This is a genomic window from Sphingobacterium sp. MYb388, from assembly GCF_037479535.1.
In the GTDB taxonomy this organism is placed as follows: Bacteria; Bacteroidota; Bacteroidia; order Sphingobacteriales; family Sphingobacteriaceae; genus Sphingobacterium; species Sphingobacterium anhuiense.
The window spans coordinates 767,840-786,244 of the sequence record NZ_JBBGYV010000002.1 but is presented as its reverse complement, the minus strand read 5'-3'; the positions used below and the strand labels follow the sequence as shown (position 1 = coordinate 786,244).

14 protein-coding genes are annotated in these 18,405 nt (G+C 37.5%); 13 read left to right on the top strand and 1 reads right to left on the bottom strand.

Translation table 11 applies throughout. The features are described 5' to 3' along the window. Positions 1-337 precede the first annotated feature (337 nt). The 9 genes from WH188_RS09275 (at position 338) to WH188_RS09235 (ending at position 13,552) form a co-directional block, all read left to right on the top strand. Positions 338-1,294, top strand: a complete 957-nt coding sequence (locus WH188_RS09275; protein WP_132770293.1) for a hypothetical protein — start codon at positions 338-340, stop codon at positions 1,292-1,294. A 784-nt stretch (positions 1,295-2,078) separates the two neighbouring features. Further along, positions 2,079-5,297, top strand: coding sequence for a SusC/RagA family TonB-linked outer membrane protein (locus WH188_RS09270; protein ID WP_339423881.1), 3,219 nt, complete (start codon positions 2,079-2,081; stop codon positions 5,295-5,297). A gap of 14 nt (positions 5,298-5,311) precedes the next feature. Continuing rightward, the gene (locus WH188_RS09265) at positions 5,312-6,802 is read left to right on the top strand and encodes a RagB/SusD family nutrient uptake outer membrane protein (RefSeq protein ID WP_165902403.1); all 1,491 of its coding nucleotides are present in this window, start codon (positions 5,312-5,314) and stop codon (positions 6,800-6,802) included. A gap of 36 nt (positions 6,803-6,838) precedes the next feature. Further along, positions 6,839-7,792 (top strand): DUF4465 domain-containing protein, encoded by a 954-nt coding sequence (locus tag WH188_RS09260; RefSeq protein ID WP_339423880.1) that lies wholly within the window; start codon positions 6,839-6,841, stop codon positions 7,790-7,792. A gap of 17 nt (positions 7,793-7,809) precedes the next feature. After that, on the top strand, positions 7,810-8,931 hold the full coding sequence (locus tag WH188_RS09255) for a TlpA disulfide reductase family protein (RefSeq protein WP_132770301.1): 1,122 nt from the start codon (positions 7,810-7,812) through the stop codon (positions 8,929-8,931). Positions 8,932-9,429: 498 nt separating this feature from the next. After that, entirely contained in the window at positions 9,430-9,984 is a 555-nt protein-coding gene (locus tag WH188_RS09250) for a hypothetical protein (RefSeq protein WP_132770303.1), read from the top strand. Positions 9,985-10,086: 102 nt separating this feature from the next. After that, positions 10,087-11,001: a helix-turn-helix domain-containing protein gene (locus WH188_RS09245; RefSeq protein ID WP_168127355.1), complete on the top strand. Its 915-nt coding sequence runs from the start codon at positions 10,087-10,089 to the stop codon at positions 10,999-11,001. A gap of 107 nt (positions 11,002-11,108) precedes the next feature. Continuing rightward, positions 11,109-12,302 carry an MFS transporter gene (locus WH188_RS09240; RefSeq protein WP_168127354.1) on the top strand — a complete coding sequence of 398 codons (1,194 nt, stop codon included), beginning with the start codon at positions 11,109-11,111 and terminating at the stop codon, positions 12,300-12,302. A 191-nt stretch (positions 12,303-12,493) separates the two neighbouring features. After that, on the top strand, positions 12,494-13,552 hold the full coding sequence (locus WH188_RS09235; protein ID WP_168127353.1) for an FUSC family protein: 1,059 nt from the start codon (positions 12,494-12,496) through the stop codon (positions 13,550-13,552). Positions 13,553-13,679: 127 nt separating this feature from the next. Here the strand turns inward: WH188_RS09235 and WH188_RS09230 are convergent, their stop codons facing one another. Continuing rightward, a complete protein-coding gene (locus WH188_RS09230) occupies positions 13,680-14,660 on the bottom strand; it encodes a helix-turn-helix transcriptional regulator (protein ID WP_168127352.1) in 981 nt (326 codons plus the stop codon). 251 nt (positions 14,661-14,911) lie between these two features. Here WH188_RS09230 and WH188_RS09225 point away from each other — a divergent pair, with 251 nt between their 5' ends. From WH188_RS09225 to WH188_RS09210, 4 genes are all read left to right on the top strand, one after another. Then, positions 14,912-15,733, top strand: coding sequence for a siderophore-interacting protein (locus WH188_RS09225; protein WP_168127351.1), 822 nt, complete (start codon positions 14,912-14,914; stop codon positions 15,731-15,733). A 163-nt stretch (positions 15,734-15,896) separates the two neighbouring features. Beyond that, positions 15,897-16,751, top strand: a complete 855-nt coding sequence (locus WH188_RS09220) for a helix-turn-helix transcriptional regulator (RefSeq protein ID WP_168127350.1) — start codon at positions 15,897-15,899, stop codon at positions 16,749-16,751. Positions 16,752-16,762: 11 nt separating this feature from the next. Next, the gene (locus tag WH188_RS09215) at positions 16,763-17,533 is read left to right on the top strand and encodes an MBL fold metallo-hydrolase (RefSeq protein WP_168127349.1); all 771 of its coding nucleotides are present in this window, start codon (positions 16,763-16,765) and stop codon (positions 17,531-17,533) included. Between the two features lie 152 nt (positions 17,534-17,685). After that, the gene (locus WH188_RS09210) at positions 17,686-18,378 is read left to right on the top strand and encodes an O-methyltransferase (protein ID WP_168127348.1); all 693 of its coding nucleotides are present in this window, start codon (positions 17,686-17,688) and stop codon (positions 18,376-18,378) included. Positions 18,379-18,405 lie beyond the last annotated feature (27 nt).

The following is an 18,405-nucleotide window of genomic DNA, read 5'->3' as shown; positions in this document are numbered from 1 at the left end:
TTTCCAAAACTAATAATTCTTGCTATATGATTATAAATTACAAATGCATCATCATGATGATTAAATATCAAGCCACTGCGGCAGCCTGCTATTAAATAATGAAACCTAAAATTCACATTTAATTAATACCACTTACCTGCCTATCTGCTTTTTACTTCATCCAAATCACTCAACTAAAACAACCTACATATTAAATCCATATTAATTAAAAACACACTTTATGACAGATATTTTACCGATAAGCAACAGTAATAAAATAAATTCGGTATATTCAGTTATTATTAACCGTACAGAATTATAGTGATTTGAGCCAATAATATACAAAATCAGCATCATTATGTTTTTAGCAACCAAATCGAAAATCATTACAACAGCCTTATTTATAGGGTTTATGACGTCCTGCTCTGTTAATAAGAATACAGCATTTATGCTGACCCTTAAAAATAGTTATTGCATACCACCAACCTACTTTCTAAAGGCAGAGCAGACATTACCTAATTACGCTATAGATTCTCTAGCCATCCACGATGAATTAAACAGTGTATTCTCAAGACAAAATATCCTTATGCTTTATGCTCTTGGACTGACCAAGGAGATAAAAGAATTACAAAAACTTAAAGGCAATACTAGTGTTAGTGCAGAAATTCGTAAGCTAACGATCAACAATAAGGTCAATAGAACACTGCTTCTAGCACTATCAGATATCAATGCCGCAGCAGCCGAACTAGATTGTGAAGCAGAACGCGTCGATCAGGTCGCTGGATATATAGATAATATCAATGCTTCAAGAAATAATAAACTTGTCGTGGGCTCTATTGCACTGGGTGCGGCTGCATCAATAGCCGGAGCTCTCATTACCAATAATAATGTCAATAATGCAGTAGGTATTACAGGTGGGGTACTTGGTGGAGGCCTTGGTTTTTTCACCTTGAATCCCAAAGGAAAAAAGATAGAGTTTTTTCATCCTCATAACCTATTGCGAAATGTATGGACTGAAAATGATTCGGATCAAAGCTTTTCACCTTTTATCTGGTATATGCTGAGCGAGAAAGAATTTAGTAACGATGGTAATAGCTCGCTATTGCACAATCTCAAAACACGATGGATCGATTATCAGTTTGACAGCAACGAAAATCAGGGAAACCAATCTGTTATATTTTCGGATGGAGGCATTTACTTTGCTGATGATTTACACTCCAGAGCAGCTATGATCAACCAGTTACAAGCCGTTATCCGCTCCATTAACCAAAGTATCAACAACTTAATACTGGAAGCAAATAAAACACTTGAATAAATTAATTACCCAACATACTCACGCTAAAATCAATAATGATAAAACTTACCTTATTAGTTGCTTTAATATTCATTTACTTTAATCCGCTTGCTAGTGATATATATTATCTTCATGAATATTATAAGTTTATGAAGATCTTTTCCCGAAGCGTAATATTCTTGAACGCGCTTTCCGTTTAATTTAACCAATTAATACTGCTCTAAATCAAAACATAAAGAGAAATAGTCTAAGCGTAGGTAATTAGTAATTATAATAATGGTTTGGCCCCAACTTTTCATCATTTACTTTTCTTCCTGTTGTTAGATTTAGAGATGCTGTACTTGTAAGCTTATCTTATAAGGACAGAAAATTACCTCCTATCACTATATTTTATATAAAATCACTTATAAAAATCACGCAATTATTTGTCAATAATAAAAAAATATATCACAACAATAATTGACTTTTCCCCGATTTGATAGTTATAAAAAGCTATTTTCTAAAAATAATTTAAATCCATAAGTAATTGCAAATGAACACATTTGGTTCAAATTAAAATATTTTTAAAATAAAGACTACCAAAATGGTAGATTTAATATTTTTTTCTAATATATTTACATCACAATCAACAGAAATTAGCTAACCCTATGCCTTATAAAAATCATTTCTCACTGCTTCGAATGTGCCACTGGCACTTCACTAATTCTACCCCAAAAGCAACAAGTGTCTATACATCGACATTTCCATAAAAAAACATTTAGTTACTACTAAACAAATCGTCGTTTACTAAAAATTTAAATTTTCAATGAAACATATTCAATTTTCTAAATACACCCGTATTTGGCCGGGGATACCTTTGCTCATATTTACCCTCTCCACTGTAGTGGCATATGCACTTGAAAATCCCCAGTTGAAAGGCAAACAACTACAATTACCTGCATCACCTCATACTAGGTATTCCCAACTGTCAGATCAAAAAACAGTAGTCCGTGGCAAAATCCTTAACGAGTCGAATAAACCCATACGTGGGGCTACAGTTAAGTCGAAAACCTCCGGCGTGCTGGTACATTCTGACGCAGGGGGAAACTTTGAGATTCCTTCCAGTAAAGGAGATATACTAATTATCTCCTATATTGGATTTGAGACCGTTCAATACCCTTTACACAACCCGAAGGAACGAATTGATATTACGTTACGTATTCGTCAAAATGCACTTGAGGAGACCGTCATTGTCGCCTACGGCCGTTCCAAAGCAAAAGATATTACCGGATCAATGACACGTCTTACTGAAGCTGATCTAAAAAATGCTCCTATGGGGGCCAACATCCAAAGTCTGCTTCAAGGAAAAGCTGCAGGAGTCAATGTAGCCATTCAGTCAGCCTCCCCTACATCACCAGTCAGCGTCATTATTCGAGGAGCATCTTCTTTGACCGGAAACAACCAGCCACTATGGGTCATCGATGGTGTACCTGATTATTCGAACAATACATCTGGCAATATAGCCAATACCCTTTATAATCTGAATCTCGAAGATGTTCAAAGTGTTGACATTCTAAAAGATGCATCTGCTACGGCTTTATACGGATCAAGGGCCTCAAACGGTGTCGTTTTAGTAACTACAAAAAAAGGTAAACAAGGTCAGGCACCGACTATTGAAGTTTCTTCCCGACTGGGACTACAGACTCAGAATTTCAATGATTACTCTTACTTTGACGCACCCCAATACATTGATTTTGCCGATAAGGCGGCACGCGAAGAAGTAATAAGTAGAGGATCCTTCGATTATTTCACTCGCTTATATTTAGATGAGCAAGCATTTTTTAACTTACGTACTAGCGAATATGATAAATCCGATCTCCGTATATTACCAGGCGCTTTTTATGAAGGGAACACCAACTGGTTAAACGAAATGACACAATCCCCTTGGAACCATACCCACACATTATCTTTACGTGGAGGAACACAAGATGTAGTTTATTACGTTTCCCTCAACAATCAGAATTATTATGGAGTAATACAATCAGGAAAAAGTCGACTTTATGGGGGCCGTGCAAATCTAGAAGCAAAGCTTAGAAAAGGATTAAAATTTGGTCTACAGATAAACGGTTCATCCCGCAACACTGATGATAAAGATTATATGCTCAACGTGATTAAAAAAATAAGACCTGACATTCCATTTTACAATCCAGACGGAACACTTTTCACCCGAGATCCTTATACTGAAAACCCCTATACTACTTTATTGAATACACAAAATGGGGAGAACAAAAATTTTAATGCTACTACTTTTTTAGAAGTAAATGTATGGAAAGATTTCCTCTTTAGAACTGCCTATACCGCCAATTATAGCAATAATGAATTTCTTAAATACATGCGACGGGGCAGTACCTTTAATTACGACGGCAACCGAAACTGGCAGTATCAAAAAACGAACTCTCAAGTCTGGGAAAACACACTTACGTATGCTAAACAACATGGCAACCATGATGTGCTGGCCTTATTAGGTTATTCCTTTGAGAAAACAGGTCTCACCAATTTTGGCATGATAGCATCTAATTTCCCTGACGATGACATCCTCAATAATTTTTCTTCGGGAGCAAACAGAGGTGCTTTGGCAGAGGATTACACAGCCTACGCATTGGTATCTCAGTTCTCAAGACTACAATACAAATATAAAGACCGCTACATCCTAGGTGGAACCTTAAGAAGAGACGGCTCATCCCGTTTTGGTCCTAATAACCGTTGGGGAATTTTCCCCTCCGGCTCTTTTGCCTACCTGATCCACGAAGAATCTTTTTTTAAGAACGCAGCTATTAAAGAAAAGATCTCCTACCTTAAATTAAGGGGATCAATCGGAACAGCAGGATCACAAAATCTTGGAAATTACAGTTGGCAGACTTACATCGGCTCGGCTCGGTACAATGAAAGTCCGGCCATAAGTCCCAGCTCGATCGGCAACCTTGGCCTCAAGTGGGAAGAAACAAAAATGGTCGATATTGGGCTAGACTTTGGTTTATTCAAAGAGCGTCTCCGTGGTTCCTTTGGCTATTACTCCAAAAAATCCAACGACCTCATATATTCCAAACCCCTACCGCCCAGTTCATCATTCAGTTCCATCAGCTCTAATGTTGCTTCAATCAAAAATGAAGGAGTAGAATTTGACATCAGATATGATGTTATTAAGCACCCTAATTTCACACTTACTGTAGATGCCAATATTGCCAGCAACAAGGGAAAGGTTCTTAAGATCAACGGATCCGCCACAGAACTCAATTTTGGCAACATCGTAATCAAAGAAGGAGAACGTACAGGTCAATGGTTTGGTTATGAAACCTATAATCGTCTTTTCGTGACACAAGAAGAAATCATTGCGCTTCAGAGCACAAATGCAACAGGTGGCAAACAATATTATAGAAGTGCACAAGAAAGTATCGGAGATCTCTACTTTAAAGATCAGAATGGGGACGGTATCATCAATACCGACGACAAAGTCTCCTTAGGAAGTGCCGAACCTAAATATTTTGGAGGATTTGGTCTGACTGCTATTTACAAAAATTTCTATGCCAATGCCACTTTCACTTATGCATCAGGGATGAAAAGACTATGGAGCATGCCTATGGAGGATGTAGGCTACGTGGGCAACTACAACCAAAGTAACAAGATTGCTGGGCAGAGTGCTACTCTATTGAATCCCTACACCGCCACTATCCCTCGGATGACACAGTATGGTGATGGAGCAAACAGTACTTTTTCAGATTTCTGGCTTTATGATGCTTCCTATATTCGCCTGAGTGCGCTTAACCTAAGCTACAGAATACCGCAAAAAACACTTGCCAATTCGTTAATACAAGGCATCGACTTAACTTTTCAGGCAACCAACCTACTGACCCTTACTTCATATCCAGGGTTTGATCCACAAGGAAATTGGTCCAGCTCCAGTATTGGTACTGGAATGGGGACAGACAACAGTGCATATCCAGCTGCCCGGAATTTCAACTTAGGTGTAAAACTAACTCTTAGATAATAACAATGATACTTATGAAAAAACTTACCATACATATGTTCTTGGTTTTATTTTTTGCATCGCTCGTCGGTTGTGAGAAATACTTAGATCAACAGCCTAAATTTGCCCTCACAGAATCCAATGGCATTACAAATTATGCTAAAGCTAAAGCCGCTGTCAATGGGATATATTCCACTTTCCGCAATGACAGCTGGTCTGGAGCTCTTTATGTAGCTCAAACCACCAAAGCTGGTTTTATTAACTTTTCAAGTGTAGCAGATTACAACTTATCTTATACACAGGAGTCAGGAGGAGGATCTGCCATCTGGAGCGCCTTTTACCGCAGCTTAAATGCTGCTAATTTCGCTATAACAGGCATTGAAGCACTTCCACAAACCGCTTTTACCAACAATGAACAGCGCAACTCGTTACTTGGAGAGGCTAAAGCTGTACGTGCATGGATCAACCTTAACATTCTTTGGAATTTCGGTTACTGGTGGGCTGAAGATGCTAGCCCTTATGGACTTGTCTTTAGAGACAAACCCGCTTCTTTAGACAATGTCAGGGCTCCTCGAATATCCGTCGGTGAAAGCTATCGCATCATTAATGAGGATTTAGATTTTGCAATACAGCACGCATCGCAATTTGATAGCCCACGTTATATTTCCAAGCAATTTGCTCAAGTATTAAAAGCCAAAGCACTTTTGTATCGGTCAGGCTACCGCAATGAAACAGAACCGCTCAAACAAGCTCTTACTTTAATAAATAATGTCATGGAACAAGCTAGTAGTAAATTCCAGCTTCAGAGTGACCTAGCACAAGTATACCAAAGATCCTGGGAATCACCCGAAAATCTATTTGTCAAATACTTGGAGGACGATGGTTCACGTACTTCTGCAGGTGGTTATTGGTACACTTACGGCATCATATACCAAGGCAATACACTTCCTTTAGCACCCGGTGGGGCACGTACCGCTGGTCTCCGCTACGGTACAGACTGGTTTACTGGCGACCCACGCTGGCCTATTGCTACCGGAGAAGTCCGCGCTCCTGAAACATGGGACAATACTTTTCGGTATACCTTTAAAAAACTAGCGCGTTTAGGTAGCTATCAGGGCAAAGTCAATTCACCAGTTGATGAAAAATATGCGACCTATTATTTTCGTTTTGCAGAACTTTATCTGCTCAAAGCCGAACTGTTAGCACGTACAGGCGCCAGCGTAGCACAAGCTATCGCGCCGATCAATGAGCTTCGACAAAAAAGAACAGCACAAGCTTTCAACCTCCTTCAGCCTGGTAATCAGGAACAGCTTTATGACGCTATTTTTAAAGAAATATTTTTAGAATTATGCTTAGAAAATGGAAGTGAATTTTTCGCTAGTATCCGATTTAAAAAAGATAATCAACCTTGGATTGTAGCAATCAAAGATGGCTTAACTTTCGATATCACCAGAGTATCTTGGCCAATCCCAAATTCCGAGATTATCAATAATCCTGCTGCATTTCAAAACCCAGGGCAAGAGTAAACAACACTATTATTTTTACAATTATTAATTCAAAACATGAATATATTTAGAACACTCAGTTATCTCTCACTATTGGGTCTGACATTTCTCACAGCATCATGCAAAGATGAGGTCAAAGATGCTTTGGTTCCTTACCCGGAAGATATCACCTTCAATGAAATCATATTGGAAAGGTTTTCCAGCCGCATACCAGATGCACCTTTTCGATCAGGCGCCACATCCACAGGCTTTGTACAGATTAATATCCAAAAAAAAGGTGCTACAGATTTCAGTGGTTTTGCATTGTCCAATAAAAACTACCGTTCCTACCCTTGGATCCTAAGTCCAGATTTCAGACCATCGACAGGGGTATCGGCAGATTTAAAAAGATCAGCTATAGATTCGACAGTATTTAGCGTCTACACGACCACCCCCAATAGAACAGAAACTTACCTCATCGGACACGCAAAAGATGATCAGGCATTTTTATCGTTTGATGACGCTGTCGCGCCTCAACATGTACTAATTGCTAACACAGCTTATACATATCTTCTGGCAAACTATGGATCGAACTATTCGGGCACATTGGATCCTGCCACCCAACAGTACAAGCTTGACGGAACCAAAGTTCGGAATCCCAACATTTCAAGTACCTCCACAGCAGACTATGGCCGATGGTATCTGCCCACATTAGCAGGAAAAGATCTCACCCGAATAGCAGGCTATACTGCTCTGAGCAAGACTCCAACTTATATCCGCTTGCTGATAACAGGATACCTTAAAGGTTCGCTGACAGGAACCACAACATTCTACCTGGGCACGACCAAAGGTGGTGATATTCAGAACCCAACGGTGGAGACCATTCGTTCCAACTGGACAAAAGTTGATTTGCAGCCTTTAGGGCGGGTTGACAAGATATTATTTACAATTGATGGAAATTATCGGGATGCGGAGCAAACATTATTAAGTCCCGCATATTTTGCATTAGACGGCTTACGCATTCAACATTAATACTAAAATATACAAACATGAAAAAAATCACAAAACACATCTTGCTTTTATTGCTTGCTCCGATTGTTTCGCAAGCACAGGTTTCAAAATTTGAAATCCAGGGCCATATTCCTGTTGTAAAAAAGGAATACAAAGCTTACCTGCTTAAAGGCAGTCAAACAGATTCTGTAGACATTAATCCTCAGGGTAAATTTATATTTTCCGGAGAGGTAGAAAGCCCTATAAAGGCACATCTTTTGGTTGGCTCAAGTCTAAGACAGGCCTACCGATATGCCTTTCCATTTTACATCGAGGCAGGTAAACTTGTGGTATCCAGTAAAGACTCTATAAACAACGCTACTATCAAAGGCGGTGCAGTCAATGCCGATGATCAAAAATTAACAGCACTGCTCAAGCCGTACAACGACGAGCAGACCAAACTTTACGAATGGTACAGAAACCTACCTGATACAGAAAAAGAAACCTTAACTGTGAAGCATAAAATTGATGAAACAAATAAAGAGATCAACCAAAAACGAACGACTATACGCAAGGAATTTTTAACCAAAAACCCCAACAGTCCCATTGCCTTAGATGTAGTGCAGGCAATCGGCGGGTATTCGCCTGAGTACAAAGAAATATATCCGCTTTATGATAAACTATCATCTACTGTTAAAAACAGCACTGCAGGAAAAAAATACTACGAACAGTTATTATTACACAAAGCCGTAGGTCTGGGGAGTATTGCCCCTACTTTCAGTCAGCAGGATACTTCCGGCCGAATAGTAAAATTAGAAGAATACAGAGGCAAATATGTGCTTTTAGATTTTTGGGCTAGCTGGTGTGGTCCATGTAGAGCTGAAAACCCAAATGTCGTAAAAGCATTTCATACCTTTAAGGATAAAGGTTTTACTATTATCGGCATCTCTTTAGATGATGAAAAAGGTAAAAATGCATGGCTTAAAGCGATCAAAGATGATAAACTTCAGGATTGGACCCAATTATCTGATTTAAAAGGCTGGAAAAATGATATTTCTACTCAATATGGTATCCGCGCAATTCCTTCTAACTTTTTACTAGATCCCGAAGGAAAGATTATTGCCAAAAACTTAAGAGGAGCTGATTTAGAAAAAAAACTAGCAGAAATTTTGAAACCTTAAGTATTTATACTTATAAATCCTATTACCATTAATTAAAACATTTATAAGGGTCGCCAGCCATGTGCGCTCTTTATAGATGTTTTAATTCCCAAAACGTCTCATCTTACTTAATTAATCACTCTTCAATTCGTTCACTCAAATATCATATGCATTCCTGATATATGTGTCTACAATACATTAACACGCTCTCCTTTAGAATCAACCGAAATATTATTTTAATTGATCTTCCAAATGCGAATCCAGTTTAGATTACGCTCCTGTAAACGGCATTCTAAGGTATGTTAGCTTAGCACCAACAAAAACTATAGCATAGTTGTTTTCTTGATAATTATCGTGGCACCTATCTACGGTTATTAAACCAAAGAGCTAAACCACATATCCTTTAAAAAATAAATTGTTATATTCAAAAAGACTGAGAAATAGATACACAAAGAGGCACATATTAAATATCGATTTGATACAGTAACAGAATTGATAAAATATTAAAAAACGAATAACATGAAGTTTAAAACAATAATCGGTTTACTACCTTTTTTGATCTTAAGTTGCAACAATTCAAAATCAAAAAAGGTAGATGAAAGAAAAATTAGTAAAGACAGTTTAAGAGTAGATACAGTTGATTTTCCAACAAAAATAGAGGTTCCAAAAATCGATACATTAGCGCGCATAGAATCAGAAAACAACGCATCTGTTACAGTTTCTGCAGATGATGTAACAAAGGCCTACGTGGATCTGAATACTTCGGATAGCATCCTAACGCTAAACGCCAATATGAGACTTGATCATCGTATATTTGGCTATGAAAAACCTGACACCAATTCCAAAAGACTATTTTTACTATCCATTTTCACCAACGACGTTAAGAACAATCCCTTTAAACTTCCATTAGGCGCCTATTATGAAACTTCCGGCTTGGATGAGAAAGGCCTAAAATTAAAATATAAAAATATCACTGGGAACTTTGTTCAAGCCACATTTATAGATGCAACCAAAATCAAAGGAACGACCCTATACTTGGAAAAAAAATGGGTAGAAATTATCCCTAAAAAATAATTAAACTATGCAAGCAGCTGTAATAAATACACAACATTTCAACTACTCTCTCCGTATAAAAAAGCAATTCACTATCTTTGAATTATGTAATTAATTAAAAAGATGCAAACAGAAGATTTATTAGGTTATTATACCAATATAAAGAAAGAAATCCCTTTAGATCTCATCCATTCTCAACGGAATGCTTTACATTTCAATGTCATCAAAACGGAGAGCTGTATGCTAAGTCTCCCCTATGCACGCAGAGACTATTACAAAATAACACTCACACAGAATCCCGGAATTTTAATTACAGATCAGGGTGAGCTAAAAGTAGACCGGCCCACCATATTCTTCTCACGCCCGGAAGTCAATTATGGCTGGGAACCACTTGCTGCAAATCAGGACGGTTACGTCTGCCTTTTCAATGAATCATTTTTAACCAAAGAAATGAAACTAGAATTCGACCGCGTGCATGAAGAGATGATAGCGAAACCGTTTACCTACATCCATCTCGATCAGGCAAAATTCCAGGAGCTCTTTTTTTATTTTGAAAGACTTGCGTCAGAACATATGGATGGACATATGTTTAAAAATGAAATCATTGACAGCATACTGCGTCTCATTATCTACAACGTTATCAAAGTACATCGCGAAACCATCGATGGACAGCGCATTCCGGCAAGCAACCGGTTAGTACATCAGTTTTTCACCCTATTAAATAATCAGTTTCCACTAGAGTCACCGCAGCAGATTCTGTATTTAAAAAGTCCTGCTGATTATGCCAATCGTTTAAATACCCATATCAATCATCTCAACCATCTGCTTAAGGCAATGACCGGAAAGTCGACTTCTCAGCATATTCAGGAACGCTTATTATTAGAGGGTAAAAAACTATTGGAAAATAGCGACTGGACCATCGGACAGATCGGTCAGGGTCTAGGTTTTGAATATCCGCAACACTTTACTTCCTTCTTTAAAAAACATGCGCTTATTACGCCTAAAATTCACCGCGTAAGATTTATGAAACAAGTTTGATTTTCGTAAAAATAACTTTGAATCCTGTCTTTTTAATACATCGATCTTCCTTTAATTTTGCTGACAGCATTAAGGAAACAGGTTGATCAAGATAATATGATTTTAGGATGAGAAGACAAGAAAAGAAACACGAGGGTATCAGTACTATTTTGACATTTATGCTTATACCGCTTTCCGGTTTTGCGATGGACATTTACATCCCTTCTTTTCCGGATATGGTAACCGCATTAGGAACCTCCATATCAAGTGTCCGATTAACCCTGACAGTTTATCTCATTTTTTATGGCCTGGGACAACTTCTTCTAGGAAGTTTAGTGGACAGTTATGGCCGTTACAGATTAAGCATGTTAGCATTAGTACTATTTATCCTGAGCAATATCTTACTGATCAACTCTTCCAATATTTATTTTATAATCGGTATGCGGGCCATCCAAGGCTTAGTCATTTCTATTATTATGGTATCCAAACGTAGCTTTCTCGTGGATGTTTATGACGGTGACAAATTAAAAAATTACACCTCATTACTATCTATTGTATGGTCGTCCGCCCCCATTCTTGCACCATTCTTAGGCGGGTTTCTGCAAAATTATGTTGGCTGGAAAGGAAATTTTTATTTCCTTGCTATTTATGCACTCATCATGTTTTTATTGGAGTACCGGTTTACAGGAGAAACACTAAAAGAACAAAAACCCTACCGCATTTCGGGTACAGTTAATGCTTTTAAAGTGATGTTGAGCGCTAAAGACTTCAGCATGGGCATAGTGCTATTGGGATTCAGTTACGCTATGGCTATTGTATTTGGGATGTCTGCACCTTTTATGATCGAGCATGACTTTAATTTTTCTCCTGTCATGACCGGAAATATGTCTCTTCTTTCTGGCTTATTTTTACTGTTCGGAGGCTTACTGAGTAAAGCTATGTTAGCAAAGCCTATGCTAAAAAAACTACGGCTAGCAACAATCGGACAAGCCACATTAGCCTGTTTAATGTTTGCAACAGCATTCTGGTATTACAGCTTATTTTCTCTGATGTTTTTTGCTTTATTAATGCATTTCCTGATGGGATTTATGTACAACATCTACTTCACCTATTGTTTGACACGGTTCCCACAATATGCAGGCGCAGCAGGTGGATTAACCAGTGGCGGGGCTTATATCGTGACTTCTTTTGCCAGCTACAGCCTGGTCAGTATATTGAATGTTGGTGACCAACAGACATTAGCGATCTGCTATTTTATCTTATCCATCTGTATAGGTTTAACTTTATTAGTAATCGGAAATAAACTAAAGAGAGCAGACTGACAATAAGCTGTCCATTATAAATATTCAATTAAAATACAAGCTACAACTTCCTGCTTTTTGCTTAAACCGTCAAAAGTCTAAAATGAGAATGGAAAATTATCAGAAATAAAAAACATCATTACCTTTGTTTGGTTTTTAAATTAGAGCGACAAACTAATTCGTTAGAGAAACCGGGTCAAAAAGAAAAACTCATGGAATCGTTTTTTAAATTTAATAAAACAAATAGACAATGGCATCTTCCCATCGTCGCAGGATTAAGTGTAGGCATTCCTATGATTCTGGGCTGGTATATGGACAACATTGAAGCTGGAAAGCTGGGATCCCTAGCTGGACTATCAATCTTATACATTCAATCAGATAAGCTTATCGAACGCATGATCTTACTGATGACTTGTTGTTTTGGGCTTATGCTATCTTTTTCGGTTGGATTGTTATTTTCGTTCAACCCAATGATTGCCCCTATTGCATTGGGTCTTTTCTCCTTCGGAGTACATTACTCCCTGCATAAGCTTCAACTTACCCGTCCACCAGGCAATTTCTTCTTCATCATGCTGGCATCTACGGCCATTTGTTCTCCCTTTCAACCTGAAAATATAGCCGAAAAAATTGGTTATGTTGCAATGGGAACCATATTAACCTGTGGTATCGGTTTAATATATAGCTTACTTACTCTAAAAAAGAATAATCAGCCCGAAAATAGCATTCATCTGAAATCGAGTTACACCAATATTGTAGAATCTCTCATTTTTGGACTCATTATGGCTTTCTCCTTAGCTGTAGCATTTTCGTTAAACATTGAAAAACCATACTGGATCCCCATCTCTTGCTTAGCGGTAATGCAGGGAAGCAGCTCTAAGCATGTTTGGCTCAGAGCAACACAGCGTATAACCGGAACATTAGTTGGTCTTGGAATTACCTGGCTAATTGCGTCAGGAAACCCAACGCCACTTATTATGGTCATAAGTATTACCCTATTGCAAGTCATCGTAGAATTCTTAGTCGTAAGGAATTATGCAATTGCAGTTGTTTTTATTACGATCCTAACTATTTTCCTCTCCGAATCTGGTAAACAGTTAACTCAAGACACCAACGAGATCTTTTTTGCACGTATGATTGATATTTTTATTGGAAGCGTCATCGGAATGATAGGCGGATGGATTTTATATAATGCCAAATTACTCCATCATGCCACGATGCAATTAAGAAAAGCTAGAATATTAATGAAGAAGACAAACCGCGGTACAGAATAAATAATAAGAAACGATATCGGTGCTTTACATATTTGTACGCTAAACCTTTATTTACTATTAACAATAGTGAATAAATTTAACACATTATGTGAGGATGGTATTCAGCTAAAAATGAGACCGATGTAGTTTACTTTTTAAACTGGCTCGGGATAACACCAAATTTTCTTTTAAAAGCCGCCGAGAAATGACGTGGATTTTTATATCCTATACTGTCCGAAACCTCACTGATACTCATATCCTGTTCGGTAATCATCAGTTTAGCCTGATTCATTTTAGCATCCGTCCAAAATCCAAAAACTGTTGTTCCAAACAGCTCTTTAAAACCCTTTTTAAGTGTAAACTCATTTGTACCCACATGATGTGCCAGCTCAATCAATGAACAAGCATTATTGAGATTATTCATAATAAACTCCCGCACCGCATACACTTTATGAATATCTTCCTTTCTTAAAGAAACATGGATGTGAGCCACTTCGCTCAGTTGTTCAAACTGCAGCAATAGGAGCTCAATTACCTTTGCCTCGAGAAACATTCTTTTAAAAACATTTTTTCTCTGACAGTTCATAATGTCATCTATAATCTCATACATCTGACGACTAATTCGATTATTTTCCACATTTATTGTCTCAGAATATCCCTTCTCAATTGCATTTCGAAATCTGTCAAATAAAAGAGTATCCTCCGGAAGAAATCTTTTAAAGAATGACGGAGCCAAATTAATCTCAAATAACTGAAAAACATCACTTTCCCATTTCATCTTCCCATGTAGCTGGTTGGCATATATGATATTATGTTGGTGAGAATCAAAACTTACCTCTTTTTTAAAATGCTCTGTGATCGCAGTACTTTTACCTTTTAGAGCAAAATGCATCTCTACGGTTTCAAAATCACTTTCAAAATACAGCATTAGATTATTGGACAAAATAGCATCACCAAAACCAATATGTACTCCCTCAAAATATATTTCACGGTAACATCCCTTTCCGATTGGAAGTTCGAGATGAGTTGTATATTCCTGTATTCGACCATCCGATGCAGATAAAACATCCGGATACTCTTTTTCCAAAAGCAAATTAGAGATGTCGGTATTGTACAATCGTAGCGTCATTATATGTTAAATTTTGATTCAGTTTCTCCTTCTCGCGGATCTTTTATTCCTTTTCACAGACCTTTTTAGGATAATTAACTTCTTATATTTGCACAAATATATAAATTATTTAGAATTATTCTTAATAGTAAGATTGAATATGCAACGCGCCGCTTATCATTATTCCCATCAAGTGCAGATGCGCAAAATGAATAATCACGTTGCAGGTTTTCAAGAGACCATTGAGCAAATAAGTTAATCAAACGTATAAAATGAGTAAACAAAATTTCAAACCCCTACAGGCTACATTAACGGTAAGCCGTAAAGCATATATTACACCGCATTATATTCGCATATACCTCACGGGCGAAAGTGTTCCATCATTCAGTAATACGACAATCGGAGTCAATAACAAGATACTTATACCTCCCGCGGGAATCGGCACTGTTTATTTTCCAGAATTTGATTATGACAAAAAGCAGTGGAAACCCCAACCCGATGAGATTCGCCCTATAGTTCGAACCTACACACATAGGGGTATCAATCTTCAAAAAAAAGAAATTTATATTGACTTTGTTGCACATGGTGATGAAGGACCTGCAACTTCTTGGGCCATTAATGCTCAAAAAGGTGAGCTACTGGGTGTTTTAATGAAAGATGGTAAAAGTGAATTATACGGTAAAGCAGCGAACTATCTCTTAGTAGGCGATGCAACTGCCATTCCGGTACTTGGAGCAATATTAGAGGATCTGCCCGAGACAGCTAAAGGTATCTGTATCATCGAAGTACACAGCAAAGAGGATGAACAGCAATTATCGACCAAAGCGGATATCAAATTTATTTGGCTCTACAACTCCAGTCCTCAATTAGGCAGTAACATAGCAGCAGTTGTTAAACAACAATCACTTCCAGAGCACTCCCGCTCGGGTTATGTAGCGGCAGAATTTTCTTCTGTGAAAGAAATACGTCATTATTTACGAAAAGAAAAAGGCTGGAAACAAGAAGAACTTTATGCGTACTCCTACTGGAAATCTGGTGTAGCAGAAGATAAATCGGCCACAGAAAGACATGAGGAAAATGAAAGTGGAAAATGATAAAAATGAATGCAATAACTATCTTAGTTAAATGATTATCACAGGGGTGATTTACTTGTAAACACCCCTTATTTGAGATTTGGTTAGTGTAGAATTGCATAGACAATATTAAAATGCTTTTTGCCCATGCATAACACAACAAATTCATTTTAAAGGTCAAAATATGAAAATATCAAAAATACAGCCTCCACCGGATCTAAGAAGTGTAGTTTATGAATTCTGGCACACTGTTGTCCCTAATTCCTCTTCCGCTATTGAATCCTATAAAATCTTTGCTGACGGAGCACCGGGTATAATTTTTCAGCATAACAACGGAAATTCAAACTTATATAGGGATACTGTCCCGCTACCCATTACTTTTATGTACGGTCAAAAGAGCGCCAGCCCTTGTACCAACTTCATACATGGACAATCTAGCATCTTTGGCGTCAGTTTTCAACCTGCCACAGTCAAACAATTATTTTCGATTAACAGTTACGAACTGACCGATTCACTGGTGGATATGAATATTTTTTTTTCAAAAAACTTCACCGAAAGATTATTAGAAGCTAGATCTGTCCAGCATCTTGTTGAGTTATTCAGTCAAGAAATTTATCAAAAGCTCTTACGGGCAAAAAAGGAGCACATCATCCAAGAAAGTGTCCATAGAATCCGTAATTGTGAAAGTAACATTGATTCCGCTTTATTGGCTCAGCAATATTGTCTATCCAGAAGGCAATTTCAGCGTAAATTCAAAGAAGAAGTAGGTGTCAGTCCTGAATCATATTTCAGAATTGTTAAATTTCAGAAATCCCTCCAGTTATTAAGAAACGGGCAGTACAATAGACTAAGTGATATTGCATATAAACTTGGATATGCAGATCACTCACATTTTAGTAGAGAATTTAAATTATTTTCCAGCTTTTCTCCAAAAGAATTTTTAGAATTACAATTGCCCAAAAATAGTTATGAAACATTAACAATAATGTCGCTACAGTTCTATGATACCAACAACAGGGACCTTTTCTTTGTTTTATAGAACAACTCATAATGGAAAAAATAAAAATACATCATCTAAATTGTGTAGAAATCCAGTCTCCAATGGATCTTAGGGCTATAGGTCACTGCCTATTATTGGAAGCTAAAAATAGACTCATAATGATCGATACAGGAATTGGATTAGCTGACATACAAAATCCTATGGAACGGATTGGTAAAGAAGCTATTGAAATGGTTGGCTACCGATTTGACGAATCTCAAACTGCTATTCGTCAAATCGAAAAGCTAGGTTTAGATCCTTCAAGAGTTACCGATTGTATTATATCACATTTGGACAACGATCATATTGGAGGTCTTCCCGACTTTCCGAACGCAACAGTTCATGTTGGTTTAGAAGAATATATTAATTTCAACTCTGGAAACCCAAGATATCTGCAAACACCCTTGCTCCATAATCCAAAGATCGTAACTTATGGGCCATCAGAAAGTAATTGGTACGGGCTTGAATCCAGACCCATCAACGTCGGTTCAATAGGCTTATCGTTCATCCCTTTGTTTGGACATAGCCACGGTCATTGCGGGATAGCAATAGATCTTGATTCGAGTAGCCTTTTTTACGTTGCAGATGCCTATTATCTTCGAGAGGAGTTAAAGGATGATACTCATCCGGTGTGTAAGCTCGCGGAAAATAGAGCCGACAATAATGAGCTCAGAATAGCAACATTAAACAACATACGTCAGTTTGTCGCTCAAAATCCTGAAATAAAAGTTTTTGGTTATCACGACATTAACGAATTCAATCAATTTAGCATTAATTTATAAGGTAAACGCATGTCATAAAAATAACTACCTTTAATATGTCCATAAGCAAGCGGAGCACAAATTTCCGTAAAAACGTATAGAAATCAAAGTTAGCATTTAAAGAAATCTGCTTCATTAATTGAAAAACAATATTTACGCTTAACCAAAATAATATGCCTAAAGTAAAACCGGAATTATTCGCTTTTTTAGATGATTCAAAAATAGAAGCCACACTTTCCAGACTATATACAGAAGCATTGAAACAAGGATGGTCAATGGTATTTCATTTCCTACCAAAGGCAGTCAAAATGTTTGGAAAAGGAATTGATTGGAAAACGGAAAAAGAATCTTTTTATGATGACAAATATATCCCCATATTGCCTTACCAAGGTACATTTTTATATATGCAGGCTAGGGCATTAAATGCCAAAAACATTGTCGAATTCGGAACTTCTTTTGGGATTTCAACAATCTACCTTGCAAAAGCGGCAAAAAACAATGGTGGAAAAGTGATATCCACAGAATATATGCCGCATAAAGTCAAAATAGCGCGACAAAATATTGAAGAAGCAGGATTATCCGAGTACGCAGACATATGGGAGGGCGATGCTAGAGAAACTTTAAGAAACATAAACGAACCTATTGATTTTGTACTGCTTGACGGATGGCCGGATCTTGTTTTTCCTATTTTCAAGTTATTGGAACCAAATCTAAAAAAGGGTGCAGTTATTATAGTCGATGATGTCCAGGGCTTTCAGCTATCTATGCAGGACTATCTGGATTATATCAGAAAGCCTGAAAACGGCTATATATCAACTACAATACGGCCTAAAAAAGCGATGGAATTTACCATTAAAATAAGTTAAAAGACTAAGAAGTTAGATTTATAAGGA